Genomic DNA, 23940 nt, shown 5'->3' on the forward strand with positions numbered 1-23940 from the left:
TACTATTTTTAATGCTGCGTAATTAACGTTCTTAATGTGGCGATGCGTTTAAAATACCATGCGCAGGCTCACTGTTCCATATTTCGGTAATACAATAGATCCTGTGCTGCGTTGTAAGCGTTTTTCGCCGGCCGTACAGGTGTAAACCGATTTCGGTACCCCCGATGGATATAATAAGTTACACTTTTCTGTTTTAGCGGAAAGGGAACGGAAGCGAACGACCAATGCCTGCTGATCATCACTTACTTTCAATGCTGTAATGATCGCCTTGGCATTATCCACCGCGATCAATGGTTTCTTAATGGGATTGCTATTGGCAGGGACCGCTATCAATGGCCGGTGCTGCTCCATTCCAAAGCGGTTTGAACTAACCACATCGTATTTGCCATGCACCAGCATGCTATAGCTAGCTCTAATGATCCCCTCCTGTTCCGGAGAAAAATTCGTATCCCAATGATTGTTCACCGGCCAGGAAATGATGGTTTGGGTGGCCGGTATTTTTTTTATCCAGCGGTCAACCTGGCGGGCGCCATCGAGGATGGTGCCGGTAATACTGCCCAATTCAACCAGGGGCGTCTCAATGGCTGTCCAGGTTACGCCATAATCGGTATTCGACACATCTATCCATCGTTGGAATGCCAGCCAGTTCCTGTTGGCGCCGGGCAACTGATCCTGCTCCGGCCTCATAACACCCCAGGGAATATCCATCTGGATCTTTCCACCGGGTACATTAAAAGCAAATCCATAATGAATAGCTTCTTTTTTTCGTATGGGTAATTTATCAATGGTATTGATAAAATGTACGACCGGCTGGTCTTTAACCAGGCGCACTTCACGGCTTAGCCATTTGCAACCTGGCGCTTTAGACGTGATCAGTAAAGAGTTGACCAATGGCCCCTGTTCTTTTAATTGAATGTTCATTGCTGCAGGCGGAATGATCTCACCGCTGCTGTCTTTCCCATTCCAGACGCCGGGCACATAATTAAAGCTGTTCAGCTGAAAGGACGAGGAAGGATCTACCAATTCCCGGTTAAAATTCAGATCGATGAGGCTTTTGACAGCGCCTGTTCCTTCATCTATTTTCAATAGCAAACGCTCATTTTGCAAAGAAGCAGTGCTTGCTGACTGAGTTTGCGCAGCACTGTTTTTACCCGGGACCACCCGGTATAATGCAGCGCCGAATGCAGGTATAATGCCCGATTGAAAAATGAGATCCCCATTCGATAGTCGCTGCGCCAATACATCATTGTTGTTTTCATTGACCACCCTGTCGCCGGCCCTGGATTGTTCTGCCGGCAATACCACCAGGCCGGCGCGTGGCCAGGAGAGCGTATTGATGACAGCAATGGTATCGCTGTTCGATACCGAAACCCTTTCCAGGGCTTTACCAATAAGATCTTTGCTCAGCTGTGCAGCCTGCTCAAAGTAAGCGCCTTTGTTGGCTTCTATCTTTTCAGCCAGGGGTGTGCCAGGGTTCTGCGCACCCCAGGTATGTTCCGCTGCCAGGAATAGATTTTCCCAGGCATCAAAAAAGGCTTGCAGCGGCGGCGTTTTTTTCGGATGCAATAATGCCCATAATGTTTCTGCCTGCACCAGGTCTTCTTTAGCCTGGCGGCTCAATGCCACGCGCTTTGCATCCGAACCTAAACCATCCGTCCAGTATTCGGTAAAATCGCCGCTGTAGGTGGGAATTATGTTAGCATACCGGGATTCATAAGCGTGTAAAATTTCTTTTGCGCCTGCAATTTTCAGCTTAGGGTAAGCGTACATGGTATTCCACTGCTTCACTGCTTCAGGCAGATCGGCGTCGATCAAACAATTATCAGCCATTGACCAGGTAATGGCAATGATGTCATAAGGAGAGTTATCCCTTTCCAGGCGCCCGGTTTCTTCAAAAATAAATGGATCGATGAAGTGCAACATGGGTGTTTCCGTATGCAGGCGGTCGCAGGTATCGGTAAAGGATTGTATTTTTTGTAACCCGTATTTACTTCCTTTAATAGTGTACCCAATGCCATAGGGTGTTGCCTGTAAGAACAGGACTTTGTTTTTTCCATCGGGCGCCATCCAGTAAAACGGTTTATGGCCAAGGGTCCTGCGTTTATCGTAGTAATTGGGAAAGCTGATAAAACCGGTTATCCCGTTTTGTGCAGCCGCCTGCACCAGTCCCCAGCTGCCCCCCGGGTTATCGAATTGCACCATCGTGTTCACCGGCACGCCGGTCACGCTTTGAATATATTGCTGGTTGCGAAACATCCGCATCAGCTCCTCTTCCGAACAGGTGCTGGTATTCATGTTGGAATGGGCGCCGTCTATTTGCACCCAGCCCTTTTTAACCGCTTCCACCAGTTCTTTTCTTTTTTCTGCTGAAGCGCTTTTCAGGTAGCTGTTCACCACCCAGGTAGCTTCCGGGTTCCAAACAAATCTTGCACCCTCGGGGTAATCTTGTGTTTTCTTCGCCAGATCGATGCCCACATCTATATTGCGCACCTGCAACTTTTCAACAGTTTCCTGTAAGGCCGTATAACCAATATCCAGATGTGCATGCGGATAGATATATACCGTCCATTGCTTTTTAGCTGGAACCAGTACCGTGTTCGTACTGCTGTTGTTATTTGTATGGATGGTGACTGTTGCGGTTGTTTCCTGTATGCCAACACCTGCCGGTAATAATACAGCCATGGAATCCCCAGGACCGGTTGCCGGCCACTCCGTCGTTTCCTGCATACCGTTACATTGAATTGTAACCGTTGACAGGCCGGTGAGGGTACCGCTTTTAATATACAACACAAGTTCTCTGCCGGCTTTTCCATCATTCCGGTATTTGTACCAGGGCTTTACTTCACAGGTAAATGACAGCACTTCGTTACTATGTTGCACATTGCCTGTTGTTCTGTTTAATGAAAAAACCAGCATTAGACATACCAACCAACATACAAGAGACCGCATACTACGCATACATATTGTTTATGACCACTAATACACTGTGGTTTTGCGCCACAGTTATCTTTCCCTTAAGGGATCGACACCTTTTTTACTTCATTATAATTGTAGGGACGACCCAGGTTGGGATAAGTAGTTCTCGCCGCTACCCGCATATACCAATCACGTTGATCGGGTAAAGCACCGCCGGAGCTGGTAAAGGTCAGCGTTTGCCCCAGCAGATTATTGCCATTGGTGCCGGTGTACGATACCCGGGTGGAATAACGCGGATCAAAACTATTCGCATTACTGCCTACATAGGGTAAACGATTTATGTATAAATTGATATCCGTAACATTCAATTGGTAATTGGGATCATTGGTACCGCGGGTAACGATAAATGTAACACTTATGGTTCCATTGGCATTCAGAACCGGTTCGCCCACCCATTCTATGCGCAGGAAAGGTTCCACCGTAAAATCAACTTCTGTAACGCCACCCTGGATGTCGACTTCTTTACTTTTATCAACGGGATTAGCCCCTGTTTGTACCAACGGTACAAAAGCGCCGTCGGCTGATATTCTGTAATGACCGGCAAAGATCTTGGTATTGTTATAGGTGCCATCCTGCATGGTTGCCAGGTAAAGCGGCGTTGGGTTATCACTCCAGCTCAGTTCCCGCAATTCAATGCGGGTGCCGGTGCCGTTTTCACCCGATACTTCGCCGGGCACATTTTTACCGGTACCGGCGTCAATGATCCTGCCCCTTAATGTTTGATCAGGAGCCGCATAGTTGTCTACTTTTGAGCAGGCGCCCGCTGTCATAAGCGCCATACTAACCATGATATAATAGAATGTCTTTTTCATATAGAAAGAAATTAAAAGCCAGGGTTTTGAACTAAGTTTGGACTCTTGGTAATAGCGCCTGTGGGGATCTGCTGGTAGTACCACCGCGTATCAAAGGTGAACCGGACATTTCTTTCATCGGTGCGGGCATCAAAGAAATACTTGCCGGTCTCTGCTGCGTAAAATGGCATCAATACTCTGTACAAGGTGCTGTTCTGTTCCTTATCCAAAATGCGCCATCTTCTCAGGTCCCAATAGATCTTATTTTCGAAGGCCAGCTCTTTTCTCCTTTCTTTTCTGATCGTATCGATCGTAAGTGTAACTGCCGGTGTGGCGCCTGCGCGGTTCCTGATCAGATTGATATTATTCAAAGCTGTTGCCAGGTAATTGGCGCCCTGCCCCGCTTCGCTCAATTCAAAACCGGCTTCAGCCGCATTTAACAGCACTTCTGCATACCTGATCTCGATCCAGCTTTGTTCAGACCGGTTGGTCATCACTTCCGCCGTTGGTTTATCGGGCACCAGGTATTTGCGAACAGAAAATCCGGTAATGCTGCCACCGGGACCATTGGCAGCCAGATTGGTAAAGATGCCACTGGCGCCGGCCGGATTCATCTTCGTTCCATTGGGTAAAGTGTACGGCGTTTGCAATACGGCCGCTGATTGTACAATATTTGTGGTGGGATAATTCTGTGTAGAACCAGCGGGCAGCAAGCGGCTGATACCGCCGGCGGTACTACCGGTGTATATCCCACGCCGGAACTCAATGCTTTGCCCTTTGAACATATCCCCGGGTAGAATGACGGTGGCTCTCAGCCTGGGTTCGGCATTGGCAAACAGCTCCATTGTATTGTTATACAGAATATACTTACCGCTGCCATCCAGTGTTTGAATAGTACCGTCAGCATTCCTAGGCAGGCCTTCAAACATTTCTACAAAATCAAGTGTGGGATTTGTTTCTGATGAATAATTACCGCCCGGGCCTTCCAACTGTTTGGGTACGCTCAATGCATCGTAAGCATGCACGGCATCGGGATATTTATACTGACGGATAAAAATGTTTTCGAGACTGGCCGCATCCAGAAAGAGGTTTACAAAATTCTGGTAGATCGCAGCTTTGTCACCGGCAACAAAATTCCTGGTATACAATGAATACTTCCCGTTCAGCAAGGCTGCTGCATCAAAGCTGGCTTTAAAATAGGTATTTGCTTTCTCCGCCGGGATGCCGCACAAACGCTCTGAACCAACTGTTAAATGGATGGTATTATACTTGGCAATGCTTCCGGCAAACAGCATGACCCTGGATTTAAAAGCCGCTGCTGCATATTTATTGGGTCTGCCAGCTTTATTCGTTTCCGGTAAATTATCCCATGCAAAATCCAGGTCTGCAGCGATCATGTCATATACTTTCTCTTCTGCTGAGCGTGGAATTTTCAATTCTTCAATACCTGCCGATAATTCGTCGATGGTCTGATCTGGTTTTGTCAATACCTTATCAACGATCGGCACGCCACCATATCGTTTTACGAGAGCAAAATAAGTGACGGCCCTGATAAACCGCGCTTCACCCTGCCAGTTATTCACCTGGCCTGTATTGAAATGAACGGCATAGGCAGGCAGCGTTTCCATAAAGTAATTGGCTTCCCGGATCAGGCTGTACGCATCTCCCCAATAGTTGAAGGTTTCGATGGTATTAGGCATATCCCGGCTCAATGCTTCACCGGTAAGACCGCTGGCAGAGCCGATCACAAATGCATTGAAGCTGATGGTGGGTGAATATTTAAAATCCTCGATCGGCAGGCGGCTGTACATGCGTGCCATATAGGAGGTGATACCCGCTTCATTGGTAAAGATGTCTTTGTCCTGCACTACGTTCAACGGTGGTACATCCAGCTTTTCACAGGCCGCCAGCCCAATAAAAAAAACCGCTAGTATGATATATATACACTTTTTCATGGCAATGATTATAATTGAATGTTTACGCCGAAGGTGAGTTTAATATCGAGTGGGTACAGGTAACCAAACTGTGAAGATGGATGTTCCGGATCAAGATAACGGAGTTTGGTAAACGTTACCGGGTTGTAACCGTTGGCATACACGCGCAGGCTTTTTAAACCTGTTGCTGCAAGCCATTTATGCGGGAGGGTATATCCCAGTTCAACCGTTTTCAGGCGCAGGTAAGCCGCACTCGATGCATTGGCTAACGTGTTCGTGTATGGCACCGTACCGGTATAGGCAAAATGGCCGGGCACCCATTCTGTTTTGGGATCATAGGGATCTGCGGTGGGATCAAGCGGATGCCACCTGTCCATAAATTGCTCCAGCGCCCCGCCGCCTGCCCAAAGCGGTGTATTCAATTGCTCAAAATAAGATACGTACACTTTACCGGCTCCATTCCAGGTCATGCTCAGATCAAAGCCTTTGTAAGCTGCATTCACCGTAAAACCATAGGTTATGCTCGGCAACCCGGCGGTAGCGATGGGGCGGTTATCCTGTGTGCTGATCTGCCCGTCGCCATTCCAGTCTTCATACATATAATCGCCCACCACCGTATTCCGTGGAATATAAAAAGGACTGTTCACAATATCTTCATAGGACTGGAACTGACCATTATTGCCATATCCCCAATAGATATTGTTCCATCGATTGGCGGTGTAGGTGCTGTTATTCCAGTTGAGATAAGAATTCCCAGCTCTTGCAGCCACGCGGGTGGTATTCATGGTCCTTGCATAACCAAACACACCTTTCACCATATAATTCAATGCGCCAATACGGTTCTCATGGCTTAGCTCCAGGTCGAAACCTTCTGTGCGGTCACCGTTCAGGTTTTGCTGCGGTAATCCAACGCCAACAACATCGGGTAAGGTTAAGACCTGCGTAGCTAACAAACCGGTTCGGTCACGGCGGAAATAGTCGGCACTAACACCTAATAAGCCACGCCAGGCCTGCACATCAACTCCTATATTCAGCATTTTGCCGGTGTACCAGGAAATATCAGGATTGGGCAGTCCTTTACTTTGAACGGCGCTGATAAAGGTTCCGTCAAAGACGGCTCCGCCGGGTGTACCGGTAGCGCTTCCGCCGGCGGGATAATTATAACCGGTAATGAATTGATAATTGGATGCGTTCTCATCACCGGTAAGCCCGTACGAAGCACGCAACTTCAGGTTATTAATAAAGGAGAGCTTTGAACTCTTTTTAAAGAAATTCTCTTCTGAGATCCGCCAGGCCACAAAGCCGGCCGGAAAGAACCCCCATTGTTTATCTACAGCGAATTTGGAGGAACCGTCTTGCCGGAAAGTGAACTCGGCAAAATACCTTCCTTCATAGTCATAGGCCAGCCGCCCCACGTAGGAGGCATTGATGATCTTATACAAATTATGTGATAATAAATTTCCCTGCTGGTTGGTGCTATTACCTGCCAGCAGCTGGTCAACTGCAATGGCCAGTTCCCGCTGGGCATACAGATTATCTGCACTGCGGGTATTCCTTTCATATAAAAACAGGGCGGAAAGGTTGTGGCCGCCGAACTGCCGGTTGTAGTTCATGGATGCCTGTAACAAGCTGGCCGGCAACTCCGCATATCCTCTTCTGATGGTAGCAGGTGTTTGCTGTGGTACCGGTTTATAGGTGTCGGTGCTGGCGTCGTAATTGTACAGATTGTACGCTTTCATGTAGGCTTTGTTGCTGCTGTCGTTGAAGTCATAGCTGTACAGCCCTTTCAAGGTTAAGCCTTTTATGCCCGGCACTTCATACGTTAAACTTACTGAAGACTGAAACCACTTATATCTTTGAATGATGTAACCGTTCACATCGGAGCGGGAATGCGCCACACCATTGAGGTTGCTGGGCACATTGTTAAAGTAGGTGGGATTATTGTTCGCATAAATGTTTTGAACGGGCGGCTGATACCAGAGGCTGCGGAAGACATACCAGGGAGAAATATAAGGCTGGTTCTTTTGGTCGAGAATGCCCGACATGTTCACGTCGAAGGTCAGGCGTTTGGAGATCCTGGTGCTCAGGTTGGAGCGAATATTATAGCGCTTATATTTTACATCATCACTTTTGAAAATAGCATCCTGCGCCATATAGCCAAGGCTCACGAAATATGTGGTATTATCCGTTCCGCCCGATGCGCTGATATCGTGCTGGCTGAAGGGCGCCGAATTACGGATAATGGCATCCTGCCAGTTGGAAGCGACTTTGGTTCCATTCCTGTAAGCTTCAAAATCGGCTTCTGTATACAGTGGCGTACCTCCGTTCACATTGTGCATGCGTTGCTCGTTCACCAGGGTCATATAGTCAAAAATGCCAACGGGCTTGGGCAAACGCGAAGCGAATTGAAGTCCATACGTTCCATTATAGGTCAGATTCAGTTTTCCTTTTTTGCCTTTTTTAGTGGTAATCAAGACCACACCGTTGGCAGCCCTTACACCATAGATCGCAGCAGATGCATCCTTTAACACCGAGATACTTTCGATATCAGCCGGGTTCAGGCGGGTGATATTGTTCCGGGGAACCCCATCGATCACAACGAGCGGATTACCCAGCCCTCTTATGTCGAATGCGTTGTCGAAACTACCGGGCTCGCTGCTGTTTTGTATTACGCGTAAACCGGCCACTTTACCGGTTAACATATTTTGAACGTTCTCGTTCTTCGTGGTCACCACTTCTTTGCCGGTAACCGATGCCACTGCGCCAGTCAATGTAGCTTTCCTGCGGGCGCCATAACCGATGACCACCACATCGTCAAGTGAAGTAGCGCTGGGCGACAAGCTGATATTGATCGCACTCAGATCCCGTATCAACCATTCCTGCGAGGCGTAACCTGTCATGGTAAAAACCAGGGTTTGCCCTTTTTGTGCATCGATGGTAAACAGTCCCAGGGAATCGGTGGAAGTGCCTTTTTTTGTTTCTTTCACGATGACCGATACTTTCGCCAGCGGGTTTCCGGTTTCGCTCATCACAAATCCCTTAACAGGATTATTGATTTGGGCGGAGAGGGTTTGCAGGCTGCTCATCAACAGCAGCCCTATAATTTGTATGGTAATAGGCAAAAAGCTTTTCGGCCATGGTGCGGCAGCTTGCATAAGCGGAGCAGGCTGCTGTTTGTTGGCGCGATCAACCGATGGCCGGGTTGATGGCCGCCATTTGCTACTACAATCAAAAGAAAGTTTTCTTTTTGGGGTAGTAAATAATCTGGGGGAATTCATATGCTAACGCAGGTTGAATAATTAAATAATGACGTTACATAGAATAAGGAGAGCGGACTGCTTTAATAGCGTTCGGACAGAAGGATGAAGATTTATCTGGTAGCGCCTCTTAATGTTGGAGAGATGATCAGGGAAGCCGAAAAACAGAAGCGATTTCTTGTTGACATTCGCCTGGTACAGCAAAATGTTTTTAGTGGGTGTAAAACCCTGGCGGCCGGTATACCAGGTACCATTCTTCAGGAGTGGCAATACGCCGGCGGATCGTTTTTTTCATATACAAGCAGTTTAGTTTGGAAGCAATTTCTCATCAAATATATGTACATACATATAAACATACAAACATTTCAGCCGCTTTTTTCTATTTTTGTCTGAACTGCACGAAAAACAGCACCAGCATGAAGCTTCGCATAGACCATAAAAGCCACGTCCCGCTTCATTTACAGGCGGAAGAACTGTTACGGAACCTGATCCGGGATCCGCAGTTTGCCGATGGAAAATTTTTACCCAATGAAGTAGACCTGGCCAAGGAACTGGCCATTTCGCGTACGACCCTGCGGCAGGCGCTGAACAAGCTGGTGTATGAAGGTTTGTTGATACGTAAGAAAGGGATCGGCACCAAAGTGGCAGAAGCATCGGTAAGTTCCAAATCGAAGAACTGGCTGAGTTTTTCGCAGGAGATGCAGGCGCGTGGTATTCCTATTAAAAATTTTGAATTACACGTTACCTGGGTATATCCCGATGAAGCAGTGGCTAATTTCTTCGACATCACCACCCAGAAAAAAGTACTGAAGCTGGAAAGGCTGCGAGGCCGTCCGGAAGGGCCTTTCGTGTATTTTGTTTCGTTCTTTCATCCCCGGGTGGGGCTTACCGGAGAAGAAGACTTCAAGCGCCCTTTGTATGAGATCCTGGAGAAGGATTACCGGGTGGTAGCCAATTTATCGAAAGAGGAGATCAGTGCAAAAGCAGCTGGTAAATTCATTGCGGGCAAACTGGAAATAGAGCCGGGCAGCCCTATCCTCTTCAGAAAACGATTTGTTTACGACCAGGGAGAGCGGCCGATCGAGTACAACCTGGGTTATTACAAGGCGGACAGCTTTGTATATACAATTGAAAGCCGCAGAGAGTGACCCCTACGGGGTAACCATGTGTTGTTCTTTCATGTAAAATAGCTATCACCGTTGCTTTTTTATTGCTTTGCCGTGATGCAATCGCGGTTGGTTTACCATGAATGACCTTGACCGCCTGTGCCGGGGCTATCTTTAATTACCTACCGGCGCCCATACCCCTCAGTTCCGATATCATCCTTATAATGCTGCTGCAGGCGGCGTAACCGGGTCTTGAGCTGCTGTACTATTTTTGCATATTTCGGATTGTCATATAGGTTATTCATTTCCTGTTTATCCTTTTTCAGGTCATATAATTCCCAAGCATTGATCGGATTATAAAAGTGCATTAACTTATACCGCCCTGTATAAATGCCGTAATGGCGGGTAAGGCCGAATGACAGCTCATAATAATGGTAGTAAATTTCCTTTCGCCAGCCGGGCGCTTTTCCTTTTTGCAGCAGCGGCTGCATAGATGCTCCCTGCATGTCGGCCGGAATGGAAATGCCTGCATAATCAAGTAATGTAGGGGCGATATCCAGATTCAAGGTAAAGGCATTTACCTGCTGTTTGGGTCTTATCTTCGCCGGATAACGGATAACCATGGGCGTTCTAAAGGATTCATCATACATGAACCTTTTGTCGTACAGGCCATGTTCGCCCAGATAAAAGCCCTGGTCGGAAGTATAGATCACAATGGTGTTTTCAGCCAGCCCGTGCTTGTCCAGGTAATCCAATACCCTTCCTACATTATCATCTACCGACAAAATACAACGCAGGTAATCTTCCATATACCGGCGGAACTGGAACTTCACCAGGGAAGCTGAATCGTGGATCTTTTTGAATTGCTCATATTCCAGTTGATACACTGAATCCCACTGCCTGCGCTCAGCCGCTGTCAACCGCTCTATTTCCCGCTGGTATTCAGCCGGCGCCCAATCATTGATCTTCGTGACCGCACAGGTATCACAGGGAATTTTGCTATCGTACCGGATATCGAGGTCATGAGCTACCGTTATTTGTTGCCGCTGCAGGGCCGGACGGTTCCTGTAATCATCATAAAAATTGTGCGGTAAAGGGAATGCGGTATTGTCGTATTTGTGCAGGTATTTCAGCGGCGGCATGAAATTGCGATGCGGCGCCTTGTGATGCAGCATCAGAAAGAAGGGACCTTTCTTATGCTGATCGATCCACTGCAAAGCCAGGTCGGTAATAACATCCGTTACATATCCTTTATACGCAGTATCCTTTCCCATTTTTATAAAGGGTGGATTGTAATAATGTCCCTGGGCCGGCAGAATATTCCAGTGATCGAAACCTGTAGGTTCACTCCACAAATGCCACTTACCTACGATGGCAGTATGGTAACCGTTTGCCCGCAGGATCTTGGGCAGCGTCTGTTGCGCCCCGTTAAAGTAAGTGCCATTGTCCCTTAGGCCATTTACATGAGAATATTTGCCCGTCAGGATCACCGCCCGGCTTGGACTGCAAACGGAATTCGTGACGAAGCCATTCTTCATTATAGCGCCCTCCCGCCCTATGCGATCGATATTCGGCGTTTGTATAAGCCGGGAACCGTAGGCGCTGACCGCCTGGTAAGCGTGATCGTCGGCCATAATGAATATAATGTTGGGGCGCGCGGTTCCTGCCTGTTGGGCAAAAACAGTTGAGGTGAAACAACTGCATAATGCGGTCAATGCATGCAACAGTAATACAGGCAACAGGCGATCCATATGGCTTGTTTTAGGTTGGGTGCTCAAATGTAAGTACTTTGTACATACATACAAACAAAATAATTCCTGTTTTCAGGCAAAAGACCAGGCTTCCCAACATTTTGAGGGAGTCGCTCACATCAAACTGGATAGTTGAACAACTGATCATTTTATGCTGTTCTTACAGTAGCTTTAATCGTTTAATATTTTTTATATGAAAGCTTTAGCGATTGACTGGCCGGCTGCCATAAAACCACTGCTGAAAAAATATAAGAACAGCAAACATCCGCTGCAGGCAGAAAATGCCTATCAATGGATTGTAATGGTGGTACTATCCGCGCAGTCGAGTGATGATCTGATCAATCAGATAGCGCCTGACTTTTTTACAAAGTTCCCGGACATGCGGGCGCTTTCTAAAGCGGATCCTAAATCCTTATTCCCCTATCTTACCAAAGTGAGAAACTTTGCACACAAAGCGCAGTGGTTGGTTGAAACAGCTAAAAAAATAAAAGATAACAAACATATCCCGCTTGAAATAGAAGCGCTGGTCGAACTGCCAGGGATCGGCCGGAAGTCAGCCAATGTGATCCGGCGTGGAGCAAATGCAAAACCGGAAGGGATTATTGTTGACCTGCATACGATCAGGGTCGCCAACAGGCTGGGCATTGTAGATTCAACCAATGCTGAAAAGATCGAGAAGCAATTGATGGAAATATTGCCAAGAAATGAGTGGGATGCCGGCATGGCGATGTCTTTCCTGGGCCGTGAGATCTGCAGGCCTGAACCGCAATGCCCTATTTGTTTGATGAAGAAAGTGTGCGCCTATTATAACACGGTTGTAAAGAAGACGGTCAAAAAACCGGCGACTAAAAGATCCGCTACATAAAAAAGGGCAGTTCAAGTGAACCGCCCCTTTGCATATTGGATCACACTATAATTTTACCAGTTTTATCTGTTTGATATTATTGCCCTGTCTTACTTCGAGATAATAGAAGCCCTTTTGATATGCCTGTCCTAACCGCAGTGACCCTTCCGGTACATTATCCCGCTGTTCAACCATCCTGCCCTGCACATCCACTACGCGAAGCGTTATTTTACCCGCAGCGCCCTGGATATTGATGTTGAAGTAGTCATAAGCAGGATTACCAAACACCTTCACCGTAAATGGCGTTACAGGAGCAGGTATCTCTACCGGTGCAGCCACCCGCGCAATAGAAGCTGTCTGGGTAGTTGAAGGCGTACTGCGAACAGAAACATTGCCGCCGCCCAGGTTCTGCAATGCGGTTTGAACACCATTCCAGTTACTGGAGAAGATCACCTGCGAAGTAGCAGGATCCATTAACAATATACTCACCTGGTCATTCTGCCCACCCGATGACACATCATTCATTCTAACGGTGAGGTCTATGTTACCACCTAATGAGATGGGATTCAAAGGATCGGTGATATCCCTGTAATTTGCCTTGGTATTAAAATAAGCGGGCGTACCACTTGACGTCTTAGCGGAAACCACCAGTGTATTTACAGCATTACTTTTCACCTGGTAGATCCGGCCATTGCAACGGATGATAATATTACACTGGCCTTTCAGGTTGGACCCCGATTTATTATACTGCATGTTAAAACCGAAATTGGTCTTCAATCCTGTTGTACCGGCTATTACCCCATTGCAGGAAGTATTCCGTAAATAACCGCCACCGGTTACAAAATCAGCACCTGGGCGCGCAATGGTGATAGTTGTGGCCACATCGGAAGTGCCGCCGGTATAATAGTTATCGGCAACAGCATATACCTGTAAGTTAGCACCACCAGCCTGTTGCTCTGTACTGGTCAATGTATAGTTAAAAGATGTTACCACCGTACCAACGGTTGAATCCGTCATCAGGGCGGGCGTTATATTAGCGGTACCTAAGATGGGGCCTGATACGGGGTTATCTCTTCTAAAGGTGACTTTTGCGTTTTTAATATTGCCCCGGTTGCCATCTGCACCTGGGAACAGATCGCGGATGGTGGCACTTAGACTTAAGGTTACCGACGTAGCTGTGGTGCTTGGCAGGGAAACATAGTCTGCTCCCGTATAAGTAATATCAGCATTTTCCCTGGTGATGGTCAGTAAGCAGGTGGAGGTATTATTACTGCTATTCAAACCATAATTGGCATTCGGCGCATTGAAAATGGCTGTGACGGTTTTTCCGCCGGGCGCCATTTGACCGGACAGGCCTTCTACCAGTTGGATGTCGGCGAGTATGCCCACCAGGTTGGTTCCTGAAACAGTTAACGGTACAGTGCCCATTACCTGGTTCCCTACTTTAAAGGTTACGGTGGTTGCTGCTCCATGAGCGCCGGTTACGACTGGTGCACCATTATTAATAGTGGCCATAAAGGTTACGGTATCGCTATATTGTTGCGTTGTTACATTCGTACTGGCATAGGTAATTACCGCAATAGCAGTTATGTTTAGTGTAGCCGGTGTATTTGATACGGTGTAGTTGAATAAGCGGTTATCCGGATCATTCAGCGTTGCAGTGATGGGGTAATTGCCGATGGCTGATGCGGCTGTCGCTGTTGTGCTATAACTAACTGTAAGATTATCGCTGGCAACAATACCGGTTTCAATACCATCGAGCACAGGAAGCGCAGCGCCGTAAACTTTTGTTTTGTTGTTAACTGTAATGGTAAGGGCGCGTTTGGTAATAGTGAGATCATTACCGATATAGGAAAGATTATAGTTACCATTTAACGCCAGGGTACCTTGTTGGATAGCATAAGCACCTATATTCTCACCAGCGGCTCTTGTCAGTGCTCCGGTGAAATCATCGGTGAAGGCCAGGCTGCCTGAAGTGATTTGATAAGTGAAGGTGGGATCAGCCTCGCCATAGGTCTTACTCTTCGCATCAGCAGTGACGGTAATGGCGCGTTGACTGATCGTCAGGTTGGCGCTTATGTAAGTCAAATCATAATTGCCGTTTAAGGCCAGGGTGCCTTGTTGAATGGCATACAGACCCACATTCTCACCAGTGGCTCTTGCCAGTGCACCGGTGAAATCATCGGTGAAGGCCAGGCTGCCTGAAGTGATTTGGTAAGTCAAAACCGGATCAGATTCGCCGTAGGTTTTACTCTTTGCATCGGCGGTGACGGTAATGGCGCGCTGGTTAATGCTCAGGTTGGCGCCTATGTAAGTCAAATCATAATTGCCGTTCAATGCCAATGTACCTTGTTGAATGGCGTATAAACCCACGTTCTCACCGGCGGCTCTTGTTAATGCACCGGTGAAATCATCGGTGAAGGCCAGAGTACCTGAGGTTATCTGATAGGTCAATGCGGGATCAGCTTCGCCATAGGTCTTACTCTTCGCATCAGCGGTGACGGTAATGGCGCGTTGGTTGATGCTTAAGTTGGCGCCGACATAACTTAAATTATAATTACCGTTCAATGTCAATGTACCTTGTTGAATGGCATATAAACCCACGTTCTCACCGGCGGCTCTTGTTAATGCACCAGTAAAATCATCGGTGAAGGCCAGGCTGCCTGAAGTGATCTGATAGGTCAATGCCGGATCAGATTCCCCGTAGATCTTACTCTTTGCATCAGCAGTGACGGTGATGGCGCGTTGGCTGATGCTCAGGTTGGCGCCTATGTAAGTCAAATCATAATTGCTGTTCAATGCCAGTGTACCTTGTTGAATGGCATAAAGACCCACGTTCTCACCGGCGGCTCTTGTCAGGGAGCCAGTAAAATCATCGGTGAAGGCCAGACTGCCTGAGGTTATTTGATAAGTCAGAACCGGATCGCTTTCCCCATAGATCTTACTCTTTGCATCGGCAGTGACGGTAATGGCGCGTTGGCTGATGGCCAGGTTGGCGCCGATATAAGAAAGATCATAGTTGCTGTTCAATGCCAATGTACCTTGTTGGATGGCATACAGACCAACGTTCTCGCCAGCGGCTCTTGTCAGTGCACCGGTGAATTCATCGCTAAAGGCCAGGCTTCCTGATGTTATCTGGTAAGTCAAAACCGGATCAGATTCGCCGTAGGTCTTACTTTTTGCATCAGCGGTGACGGTTATGGCGCGTTGGTTAATGCTCAGGTTGGCGCCGACATAACTTAAATTATAATTACCGTTCAATGTCAATGTACCTTGTTGAATGGCATATAAACCAACGTTCTCCCCAGCGGCTCTTGTCAATGCACCGGTGAAATCATCGGTGAAGGCCAGAGTACCTGTGGTTATCTGGTAAGTCAAAGCCGGATCTGATTCGCCATAGGTCTTACTCTTCGCATCAGCAGTGACGGTAATGGCGCGTTGGTTGATGCTTAAGTTGGCGCCGACATAACTTAAATTATAATTGCCGTTCAATGCCAATGTACCTTGTTGAATGGCATAGATACCCACATTCTCACCAGCGGCTCTTGTTAATGCACCGGAAAAATCATCGCTAAAGGCCAGACTGCCTGAAGTGATCTGATAGGTCAATGCCGGATCAGATTCCCCGTAGGTCTTACTCTTTGCATCAGCAGTGACGGTGATGGCGCGTTGGCTGATGGCCAGGTTGGCGCCGACATAACTTAAATTATAATTGCCGTTCAATGCTAATGTGCCTTGTTGAATGGCATAGATACCCACATTCTCACCGGCAGCTCTGGTTAAAGAACCAGTAAAATCATCGGTAAAGGCTAGACGGCCTAAGGTTATTTGATAAGTCAGAACCGGATCGCTTTCGCCATAGGTCTTGCTCTTCGCATCAGCAGTGACGGTTATGGCGCGTTGGTTAATGCTCAGGTTGGCGCCTATGTAGGTCAAATCATAATTGCCGTTTAAGGCCAGGGTGCCTTGTTGAATGGCATAGATACCCACATTCTCACCAGTGGCTCTTGTCAGTGCTCCGGTGAAATCATCGGTAAAGGCCAGGCTTCCTGAAGTAATTTGGTAAGTCAATGCGGGATCAGATTCGCCGTATGTTTTACTCTTCGCATCGGCCGTGACGGTAATGGCGCGTTGGTTGATGCTCAGGTTGGCGCCTATGTAAGTCAAATCATAATTGCCGTTTAAGGCCAGGGTGCCTTGCTGAATGGCATACAGACCAACGTTCTCACCGGCGGCTCTTGTCAGTGCACCGGTGAAATCATCGCTAAAGGCCAGACTGCCTGAAGAGATTTGATAGGTTAATGCAGGATCGCTTTCCCCATAGGTCTTACTCTTTGCATCGGCAGTGACGGTGATGGCGCGTTGACCAATGCTCAGGTTGGCGCCTATGTAAGTCAAATCATAATTGCCGTTCAATGCCAGTGTACCTTGTTGAATGGCGTATAAACCCACGTTCTCACCGGCGGCTCTTGTTAATGCACCGGTAAAATCATCGGTAAAGGCCAGGCTGCCTGAAGTGATTTGGTAAGTCAAAACCGGATCAGATTCGCCATAGGTCTTACTCTTTGCATCAGCAGTGACGGTGATGGCGCGTTGGTTAATGCTCAGGTTGGCGCCTATGTAAGTCAAATCATAATTGCCGTTCAATGCTAATGTGCCTTGTTGAATGGCATACAGACCCACATTCTCACCAGTGGCTCTTGCCAGTGCTCCGGTAAAATCATCGGTAAAGGCCAGGCTTCCTGATGTTATCTGGTAAGTCAAAACCGGATCAGCTTCGCCATAGGTCTTACTCTTCGCATCAGCAGTGACGGTTATGGCGCGTTGGTTGATGCTCAGGTTGGCGCCTATGTAAGTCAAATCATAATTGCCGTTCAATGCCAGGGTGCCTTGTTGAATGGCATACAGACCGACATTCTCACCAGTGGCTCTTGTCAGTGCTCCGGTGAAATCATCGGTGAAGGCCAGGCTTCCTGATGTTATCTGGTAAGTCAAAACCGGATCAGCTTCCCCGTAGGTCTTACTCTTCGTATCGACCGTGACAGTAATAGCGCGTTGGTTAACGGTCAGCGTTCCATTGACATAAATAAAATTATAGTTTGCAGCAACCCCATTGGCGGGCACTAAGGCATAAGTACCTACCCCACTTGTCGCAGTCGCAGCCGTGGATGCTGTTGGTTCCGTCGTAAGCGCAGAGGCACTCTCGCTGCCAACAAAGCCGGAATAACTGAGGGTAAAAGCAGGGTTTACTTCTCCATACAGCCTTTCTTTATTGTCGGCTGTGACAGTCAGACTGGCTTTATTAACCGTCAAATTAACCGCGTTACTCGTAGTGGTTTTAGCCGGTGTGCAGTTTGAGGCAATACATCGATATTGATTTCCATTATATGAAGCAGGTGGCTTGGTTAAGCTAAGCGTACTTGTTGTAGCACCCGCATAAACGCCACCATTCGAAATATTGGCCCAGCCGCCACCACTCACAGATACCTGCCATTGGTAAGTTGCCGGACTGCTGGTGCCAAAGCTAAAGGAAGCATTATTACCATAAGTGACCGTTTGCGAAACAGGTTGCGATGACACTGTAGGTGCTGTGCAGGCTAATACCGTTACTACAGGGTGCTGTTCGTTTCCAGTAACTTTGACTATGGGAATACCATTTGAGCCAGTAAACGTATAGTTATTGTTTTCGGAAGCCAGGGTCGTAAAAGTATAATTTGTTTGGGTTGCAATACTTGGATTAGTAGCAGTAAAAGTAATATCTACGTAAGCTGCCGCTGCTGGTGGAACATGTATAGGTAGCCCGCTACCTGATGCTTTGCAGCGGATATGATTTGCAGTACTGCTGTAACCGTTTGTATAACCAGCTGATGTTTCAAACTCAAAAGGATAGCTTGCATTGTTTGATGTTGAAATTGCAGTAGTAGTGATATTCGAAAAACCTGTGGGAATACTAATCTGTATCGATTCCAAAATTTCCGCACCACCTCCTGACGATAAGTTTGTAACCCTTATTGTGTAAGAAATACTTGCTCCTGAATTACCAGTTGTTGGCGAGATCGTCGCGGAAAAAAGCTCCGCATCCGTGAAGGTGGTCTTTGCGGTTTGCGCCGAAACCATGCCGGTTGCTGTTAATACAAAAGATTCTCCCAGATGAAAAGGCTGAATAATATACTGCTCATTCCTGATATGCCCATTAGCGTCAGCCGTTGCATATAATACAGTATTACCGTGCGTTACTGTAGAATGATCGATATCCAGCTTCACCGGTTCACCGGGCAACCAGCCATCACCTTCAATGATCACTACTTCGCCGGGTTGATAGTCCGCTTTATCAGTATATACAGTAGCGTTAGTAGTTTGTCCTACAGTACGAACACTAAATAGCATGGCAATAAGTATTACCAGCATTCCCATTTTGGTATGCATAATAAGCAGTTGTTTAGGGTTTAAATACAGACTTTATTTAACAGAGGAAATGGAGAAATACGGTTTTTCGGTAAGATGCTACGATGAGGAACAGGTCTTCTGATCGTTTGAAAGGCTACGGGCGGCAATAAGCGATTTTACATAGGTATGTAAATTTCTAATATAAATTTAATATAATTCTAATCTAAACCAATCTTCTCAATAATTATCTGGTAATACTTAGGCCTTTTAAAAGGAAGTTGATGGCAGTCAAGCAAAAGAGCTATCCCCTCCGGGCAGGTTCGCTTCGTTCGGCAAAACGATTGAAAATCTTCTTTGCTTTTAAAGTACCCGTCCCAAAAGCAGATCTGTATTGCTGGGCTTAATAAATGCCGCGCTAAAGAACTGCCGGGCACAAGTCAATAGGAAATTCTCATAAAGAGGCCGATTGCAAGAATCCAGCAAGCAGAATCAGTGAGGTGGTGCTGCATAGATAGGCTCGGCATACAAAAGGGAACGCCCTTACAAAAACCCGGCAAACCGCCGCGGGAATGGCGACCCGCAAAACTTACGGCAAGTTCCAAATACGGGCCCTAGCGATATACATATATTGTTTAGGGACAAGCCGTTAAACGAAGTGTCCAAAATTATCAACACTTCTGGCAAAGCTCTTGGCTTGCTATTTGTGTCTACCTCTAAAAAAAACGTGAAGTATGAAAAAGATAATTTTTGCAACCCTGTTTGCGACAGGTTTGGGACTGGCTGCGTCTGCACAAACCGAGACACAAACCCAAACACAGACACAGACGCAGACACAGGACGCACAGGAGCTGAAAGAAAGTGATGTGCCTGCTACCGTTAAAACAAGCTTCAAATCTGCATTTCCGAATGCGAAAGATGTAGAATGGAAAATGAAGGAGGGCAAGTACAAAGTTGAGTTTGAAGTAAATGGTACTGACCATATGGCTTCGTTTGGATCTGATGGTAAATTGATGTCAAAGGGCATGAAGATCAGAACTTCTGAACTTCCATCAGCAGTATCAAATGCTGTCAAAGGCGCCTATGCCGACAGGACTATTGATGAAGTTTACAGGGTAGACAAGGACGGTAGTGCTTACTACCTGGTAAAACTGAGTGGTGACCCTGAAACAAAAGTGAAATATACTGCAGACGGACAGTTGGTGAAAGAGAAGAAGGATCAGTAAAATGCAGTTAATGAAGTATGACGGGTTTTAGTCGCCGAATAAAATTGACCAGTTTAACGAAAGAATTACGAGATCCACAAAAGGCGAAGAGGCTGCCTCTAAATAGAAGGCGGCCTTCTTTATGAAATATCCACTTTCCCTGATGATAACGTAATATCACCACAATAGCCGTAGAATTGGACAATGGACGTGCAGGAATCCAGCGCAAAATATTTTTTAGCAGGCCTGCGAATGATGTGGGGAGCGTTTGGAAAGCGCCTGGATCTATACCCGCGAATACCTGAACTGGCCCTTCAAGGTGTTGTTTAAAAATTCACCTTTCGATGCCGAAGCCTTAAAAGCTTCCCATACCTGCTCGGGGACATCGAAATATTGATACACGGTGCCATTGTGAAACTCAACTTCAAGCGCAGCATTTGAATGCTCATAACCAATTTTAGCAACGGTTGCTGAAGAGAAATTTCTAAAGTATTCCATGTTATTTCCTTTGGATGTTGGGTAAGGTGGGATTCTGTTGCCGCCATACCAGCACCAGTTCGTCGTAATTGGGATTGGGCTCCATACGAATATTCCATCCACCGGGATGCATTGATAATTCACCGCTTACTTCGTCACAAACAACCGGATCCTGGCTATCGGGGCGTTTATTTTTCGGGGGTGGTTCAATGATCGTTCTCATTGGCAGCTTTACGGCTTCACCCAAAACAAGCGCTTCCCCTGTTCTGAGTAGCGGTAACATGCTGGTCAAACTTTCCAGGTTATCTGATACCGTACCGGTAATGTGCGAGCGGTCCGTATGATTCGATAACCGCAAAGCGATAAATGTTCCGCATTGCGAAAGAATGGTGGGATTTATTTCCGAAGGCCGCTGGCTAACGATCATGGCTCCGATGCCATATTTACGGCCTTCCTTAACGATCCGCTGTACAATGGAAGCGGCCAATCCATCCGCAGTATTATTCAAATAGGTGTGCGCTTCTTCCATCACTACCAACAAAGGCCGCTCCTTACCACCCTGTGATAATTTCCTGGCCCAAAACAGCGCATCATAAAGTATACGTAACAAGATGCCGATAATATCATTCATAATGGGCAAGGGTATGCCTGACAGATCGAGAATGGTTATGCGCTTCTCCGAGCCTATCCATGATTGCATCAGCGTCGAGAGGTCCTCCCTGGTATTTCCATCCAGATCGGGCGTTAAGCTACCGGGCTTAAAAAGAAAATCGTAACGCGGATCTTTCAATTTCGACGCCAGTCCTTCCAATGGCCTCCGTAGATTTAAATTGATGGCGCTGAGGTAAATCTGTTTATCTTTTTGAACCTGGTAATGCGGGGGAATAATATTTTCTGCATCCCCTGTTTGTACCGGCCGGTTGGTAGTTTCATCTATTACAAATGCTTCCGTTGTATTAGCGGTGTCAAAATTGTCTGTTATATTGCAAAATCTTTGTCCGGTACCTGGCACCGGGTGCGTAGAGTAAATAAGGCGGTGCAGGTACAGCCATAACCGGCGAATGCTGAAGGGAATGGGTGTGTCTACCGTTAAATTCTGTTCTGAAATGCCGCTGTAATGATTATTGCGAAATGATTTTCGCTTCAACTCAGTTATTTTTTCAAGGATAAATCCTTTATTCGTTTCATCCACCTCACCAAAAGTCATTGATAAGAGCTCATCAAAACTCATGGCCCAGAATGGAATATGCAGCGGCTTTTCGCTTTTATTACGGGGGTCGGGGTTGACTTTGAAAATATTGGCTTTGTCCTGCAGTGCATGTCCATATTCCCCGTGTACGTCCAGGATCAACATCCTCGAAGCGGGGAACCTGGTTTCGTCGGACAATGACGACAATAAACCAGCTACCGTGGTTGATTTTCCGGAACCTGTAGATCCTACGATCGCTGAATGTCTTGTGACCAACTTATTTATATCCACAAGTGCATCGATCGATTCTGCGCCGGCAATATGGCCGATCCTGATCAAATGATGCTGCTTTTCATGCTCACCATAAATGCCAGCCAGATCGTCTTCGGAAACCAAATGCACTTCATCATCAATGGTTGGATACTGGGAAATACCCCGCTGAAAAATACCTTTTTTATAACTTTCACCGATCAGTTGAATTTTCATCCACCGGTAACCATAAGGTTCTTTATCGGCTATATTCTCGGGCACGGCACTGGCGCCCACCTGGCTGACGATTCCAAACAGATCAAGATAGCCGATAGGGATCTTAACAAAACTTCCGACCTGCCCTACCCGGTACCCTTCCCCCTCCACAAAAGTAAGCCCGGTTAACTGGTTATTGTTCAGTGTAACGCTGACCGAGGTGCCGTTTACGTCCTGCACCATTCCTAATAAGGTGGGTTTATATAACAGGCTTTTCATCTTCGTCTTTATTAATGACACTTAATTCGCGCAGAAAGGTTCCAAACCGGGCAAAATCCCCTAATCGCAATTGAAATTCCTTCACTTCCTCTTCTCTTCCGTTATTATCGATCGTCTTTTTAGACAGCACAGCGGCGTTTCCGGGAATGTCTTTGATCAGTTCTTCGTTCTTCATATTCCAGACACCTTCATTGCGTGCAATGATCGCTTTATCAAAAGCCATCAGGCTGATATTAGGTACAGACTTCGCACAGTTCCTGGCTTTTTCATATTTCGGATCATCCAGTTCGCCAAATAAAAAAGCAAAGACCATCGCAGTTGGATTTGCTTTCAGGCTCTGCAGCATTACATCATTGATATGGTAATCATTAAAGGAGAAACCAGTTACGAATAAAGCGGAGGAAGGCGTCAGTAAAAATTCTTTTAGCCGGTCTAACATGGCCAGATAGGGCATTTTTCTGCTTTGATCATATTTCAGGTGAGATGGATAAATGAGGTAGCCTTTCTTGTCATCTTTTTTATCGCTTCGTATTACATTGTTCTTCTTATCTAATTTCCAGTTAATGGAGCCATGAATTTTCCATAACCTGGTCCATCTTGGATCAAGCAATCGTTCATTCTCAACGGCGCCTAGGTCGAAAAAAGCTTTTCTGGCGCCTATGAAACCATCGAAATATGGACAACCTTCTTCTTCAAAAGCCTGTTCAATAAGCAGATCGTAATTCGTTGTGAAAATATGAACCGGTTTTTCTCTTTCTATGGATCTGGCCCAGATGGCAACATCGTGATATGGGGTATCTGCCTCAGGTAATTCCTTGTCCACTTTTTCAGAAATGATTTGACAAATAGCGTTATCCAGTTCTGCCAGTTCCTGGGCAACAAAACCACGCACCATTCCTTTTCCGGCCACCAGTTTTAAGGAACGGATCCGGCTAAGCATTTCTTCCACATTGGGGTTGATGAGGCCATCTTCGATCATTTGTTTTACCAGCTTGTCGCAATGGCTTGGTTCTTTTTCGTTGCCGGCCAGCTGATGAATAATAATGTCGGTTAAACCCGCCACATCAGGAATTAAGGGATCTGTGATCTTCCTCCCTTTTTCCTCCCTTTCATGTACTCTTATCGAAAGCGGGCAGCCGGCTGCAATAAAGATCCCGATGGCTTTTTTGTTCTGGGCAAGTACCTGTTGGATGAAGCCAACCTGTTTGTATATATCGTGGGTTCTGGACATGGAGTAGCAGGATTGCTATAAGATTATAACAAACAAGACGGCCGAATGAAC

At 46.7% G+C, this 23940-nt stretch carries 12 protein-coding genes; 3 read left to right on the top strand and 9 right to left on the bottom strand.

Going from position 1 to position 23940, the window contains the following annotated elements:
• Positions 1-48 precede the first annotated feature (48 nt).
• The 4 genes from JT717_RS11865 to JT717_RS11880 form a co-directional block, all read right to left on the bottom strand.
• The gene (locus JT717_RS11865) at positions 49-2880 is read right to left on the bottom strand and encodes a glycoside hydrolase family 38 N-terminal domain-containing protein (RefSeq protein WP_205510684.1); all 2832 of its coding nucleotides are present in this window, start codon (positions 2878-2880) and stop codon (positions 49-51) included.
• A gap of 134 nt (positions 2881-3014) precedes the next feature.
• Positions 3015-3788: a DUF3823 domain-containing protein gene (locus tag JT717_RS11870; protein WP_205510685.1), complete on the bottom strand. Its 774-nt coding sequence runs from the start codon at positions 3786-3788 to the stop codon at positions 3015-3017.
• An 11-nt stretch (positions 3789-3799) separates the two neighbouring features.
• On the bottom strand, positions 3800-5722 hold the full coding sequence (locus JT717_RS11875; RefSeq protein WP_205510686.1) for a RagB/SusD family nutrient uptake outer membrane protein: 1923 nt from the start codon (positions 5720-5722) through the stop codon (positions 3800-3802).
• A gap of 8 nt (positions 5723-5730) precedes the next feature.
• Positions 5731-8787, bottom strand: a complete 3057-nt coding sequence (locus JT717_RS11880) for a SusC/RagA family TonB-linked outer membrane protein (RefSeq protein WP_205510687.1) — start codon at positions 8785-8787, stop codon at positions 5731-5733.
• A gap of 587 nt (positions 8788-9374) precedes the next feature.
• Between JT717_RS11880 and JT717_RS11885 the strand changes: the two genes are divergently transcribed.
• Positions 9375-10106, top strand: a complete 732-nt coding sequence (locus JT717_RS11885; protein WP_205510688.1) for a GntR family transcriptional regulator — start codon at positions 9375-9377, stop codon at positions 10104-10106.
• A 140-nt stretch (positions 10107-10246) separates the two neighbouring features.
• On the opposite strand, the gene JT717_RS11890 is transcribed toward JT717_RS11885, so the two are convergent.
• Positions 10247-11815, bottom strand: a complete 1569-nt coding sequence (locus tag JT717_RS11890) for a sulfatase family protein (protein ID WP_205510689.1) — start codon at positions 11813-11815, stop codon at positions 10247-10249.
• Between the two features lie 193 nt (positions 11816-12008).
• Between JT717_RS11890 and JT717_RS11895 the strand changes: the two genes are divergently transcribed.
• On the top strand, positions 12009-12680 hold the full coding sequence (locus JT717_RS11895; protein WP_205510690.1) for an endonuclease III domain-containing protein: 672 nt from the start codon (positions 12009-12011) through the stop codon (positions 12678-12680).
• A 45-nt stretch (positions 12681-12725) separates the two neighbouring features.
• Here JT717_RS11895 and JT717_RS11900 read toward each other — a convergent pair whose 3' ends face one another.
• The gene (locus tag JT717_RS11900; RefSeq protein ID WP_205510691.1) at positions 12726-19085 is read right to left on the bottom strand and encodes an MBG domain-containing protein; all 6360 of its coding nucleotides are present in this window, start codon (positions 19083-19085) and stop codon (positions 12726-12728) included.
• Positions 19086-19777: 692 nt separating this feature from the next.
• Between JT717_RS11900 and JT717_RS11905 the strand changes: the two genes are divergently transcribed.
• Entirely contained in the window at positions 19778-20269 is a 492-nt protein-coding gene (locus JT717_RS11905; RefSeq protein ID WP_205510692.1) for a PepSY-like domain-containing protein, read from the top strand.
• 264 nt (positions 20270-20533) lie between these two features.
• Here JT717_RS11905 and JT717_RS11910 read toward each other — a convergent pair whose 3' ends face one another.
• The 3 genes from JT717_RS11910 to JT717_RS11920 are packed head-to-tail and all read right to left on the bottom strand — an operon-like array spanning position 20534 to position 23889.
• Positions 20534-20746, bottom strand: coding sequence for a KTSC domain-containing protein (locus JT717_RS11910; protein ID WP_205510693.1), 213 nt, complete (start codon positions 20744-20746; stop codon positions 20534-20536).
• A gap of 1 nt (position 20747) precedes the next feature.
• Positions 20748-22658 (bottom strand): ATP-binding protein, encoded by a 1911-nt coding sequence (locus JT717_RS11915; protein ID WP_205510694.1) that lies wholly within the window; start codon positions 22656-22658, stop codon positions 20748-20750.
• Positions 22639-23889, bottom strand: coding sequence for an SIR2 family NAD-dependent protein deacylase (locus JT717_RS11920; RefSeq protein WP_205510695.1), 1251 nt, complete (start codon positions 23887-23889; stop codon positions 22639-22641). Before JT717_RS11920 ends, JT717_RS11915 begins: the two co-directional genes overlap by 20 nt.
• Between the last annotated feature and the right edge of the window lie 51 nt (positions 23890-23940).

The sequence above is a fragment of the Longitalea arenae genome (assembly GCF_016924755.1).
In the GTDB taxonomy this organism is placed as follows: Bacteria; Bacteroidota; Bacteroidia; order Chitinophagales; family Chitinophagaceae; genus Niastella; species Niastella arenae.

What these genes read in the sequence shown, in the direction of transcription:
- JT717_RS11870 (WP_205510685.1), bottom strand. Translation starts at nt 3,788, where the DNA reads ATGAAAAAGACATTCTATTATATCATGGTTAGTATGGCGCTTATGACA.
- JT717_RS11875 (WP_205510686.1), bottom strand. Translation starts at nt 5,722, where the DNA reads ATGAAAAAGTGTATATATATCATACTAGCGGTTTTTTTTATTGGGCTG.
- JT717_RS11880 (WP_205510687.1), bottom strand. Translation starts at nt 8,787, where the DNA reads ATGAGCAGCCTGCAAACCCTCTCCGCCCAAATCAATAATCCTGTTAAG.
- JT717_RS11885 (WP_205510688.1), top strand. Translation starts at nt 9,375, where the DNA reads ATGAAGCTTCGCATAGACCATAAAAGCCACGTCCCGCTTCATTTACAG.
- JT717_RS11890 (WP_205510689.1), bottom strand. Translation starts at nt 11,815, where the DNA reads ATGGATCGCCTGTTGCCTGTATTACTGTTGCATGCATTGACCGCATTA.
- JT717_RS11895 (WP_205510690.1), top strand. Translation starts at nt 12,009, where the DNA reads ATGAAAGCTTTAGCGATTGACTGGCCGGCTGCCATAAAACCACTGCTG.
- JT717_RS11900 (WP_205510691.1), bottom strand. Translation starts at nt 19,085, where the DNA reads ATGCATACCAAAATGGGAATGCTGGTAATACTTATTGCCATGCTATTT.
- JT717_RS11905 (WP_205510692.1), top strand. Translation starts at nt 19,778, where the DNA reads ATGAAAAAGATAATTTTTGCAACCCTGTTTGCGACAGGTTTGGGACTG.
- JT717_RS11910 (WP_205510693.1), bottom strand. Translation starts at nt 20,746, where the DNA reads ATGGAATACTTTAGAAATTTCTCTTCAGCAACCGTTGCTAAAATTGGT.
- JT717_RS11915 (WP_205510694.1), bottom strand. Translation starts at nt 22,658, where the DNA reads ATGAAAAGCCTGTTATATAAACCCACCTTATTAGGAATGGTGCAGGAC.
- JT717_RS11920 (WP_205510695.1), bottom strand. Translation starts at nt 23,889, where the DNA reads ATGTCCAGAACCCACGATATATACAAACAGGTTGGCTTCATCCAACAG.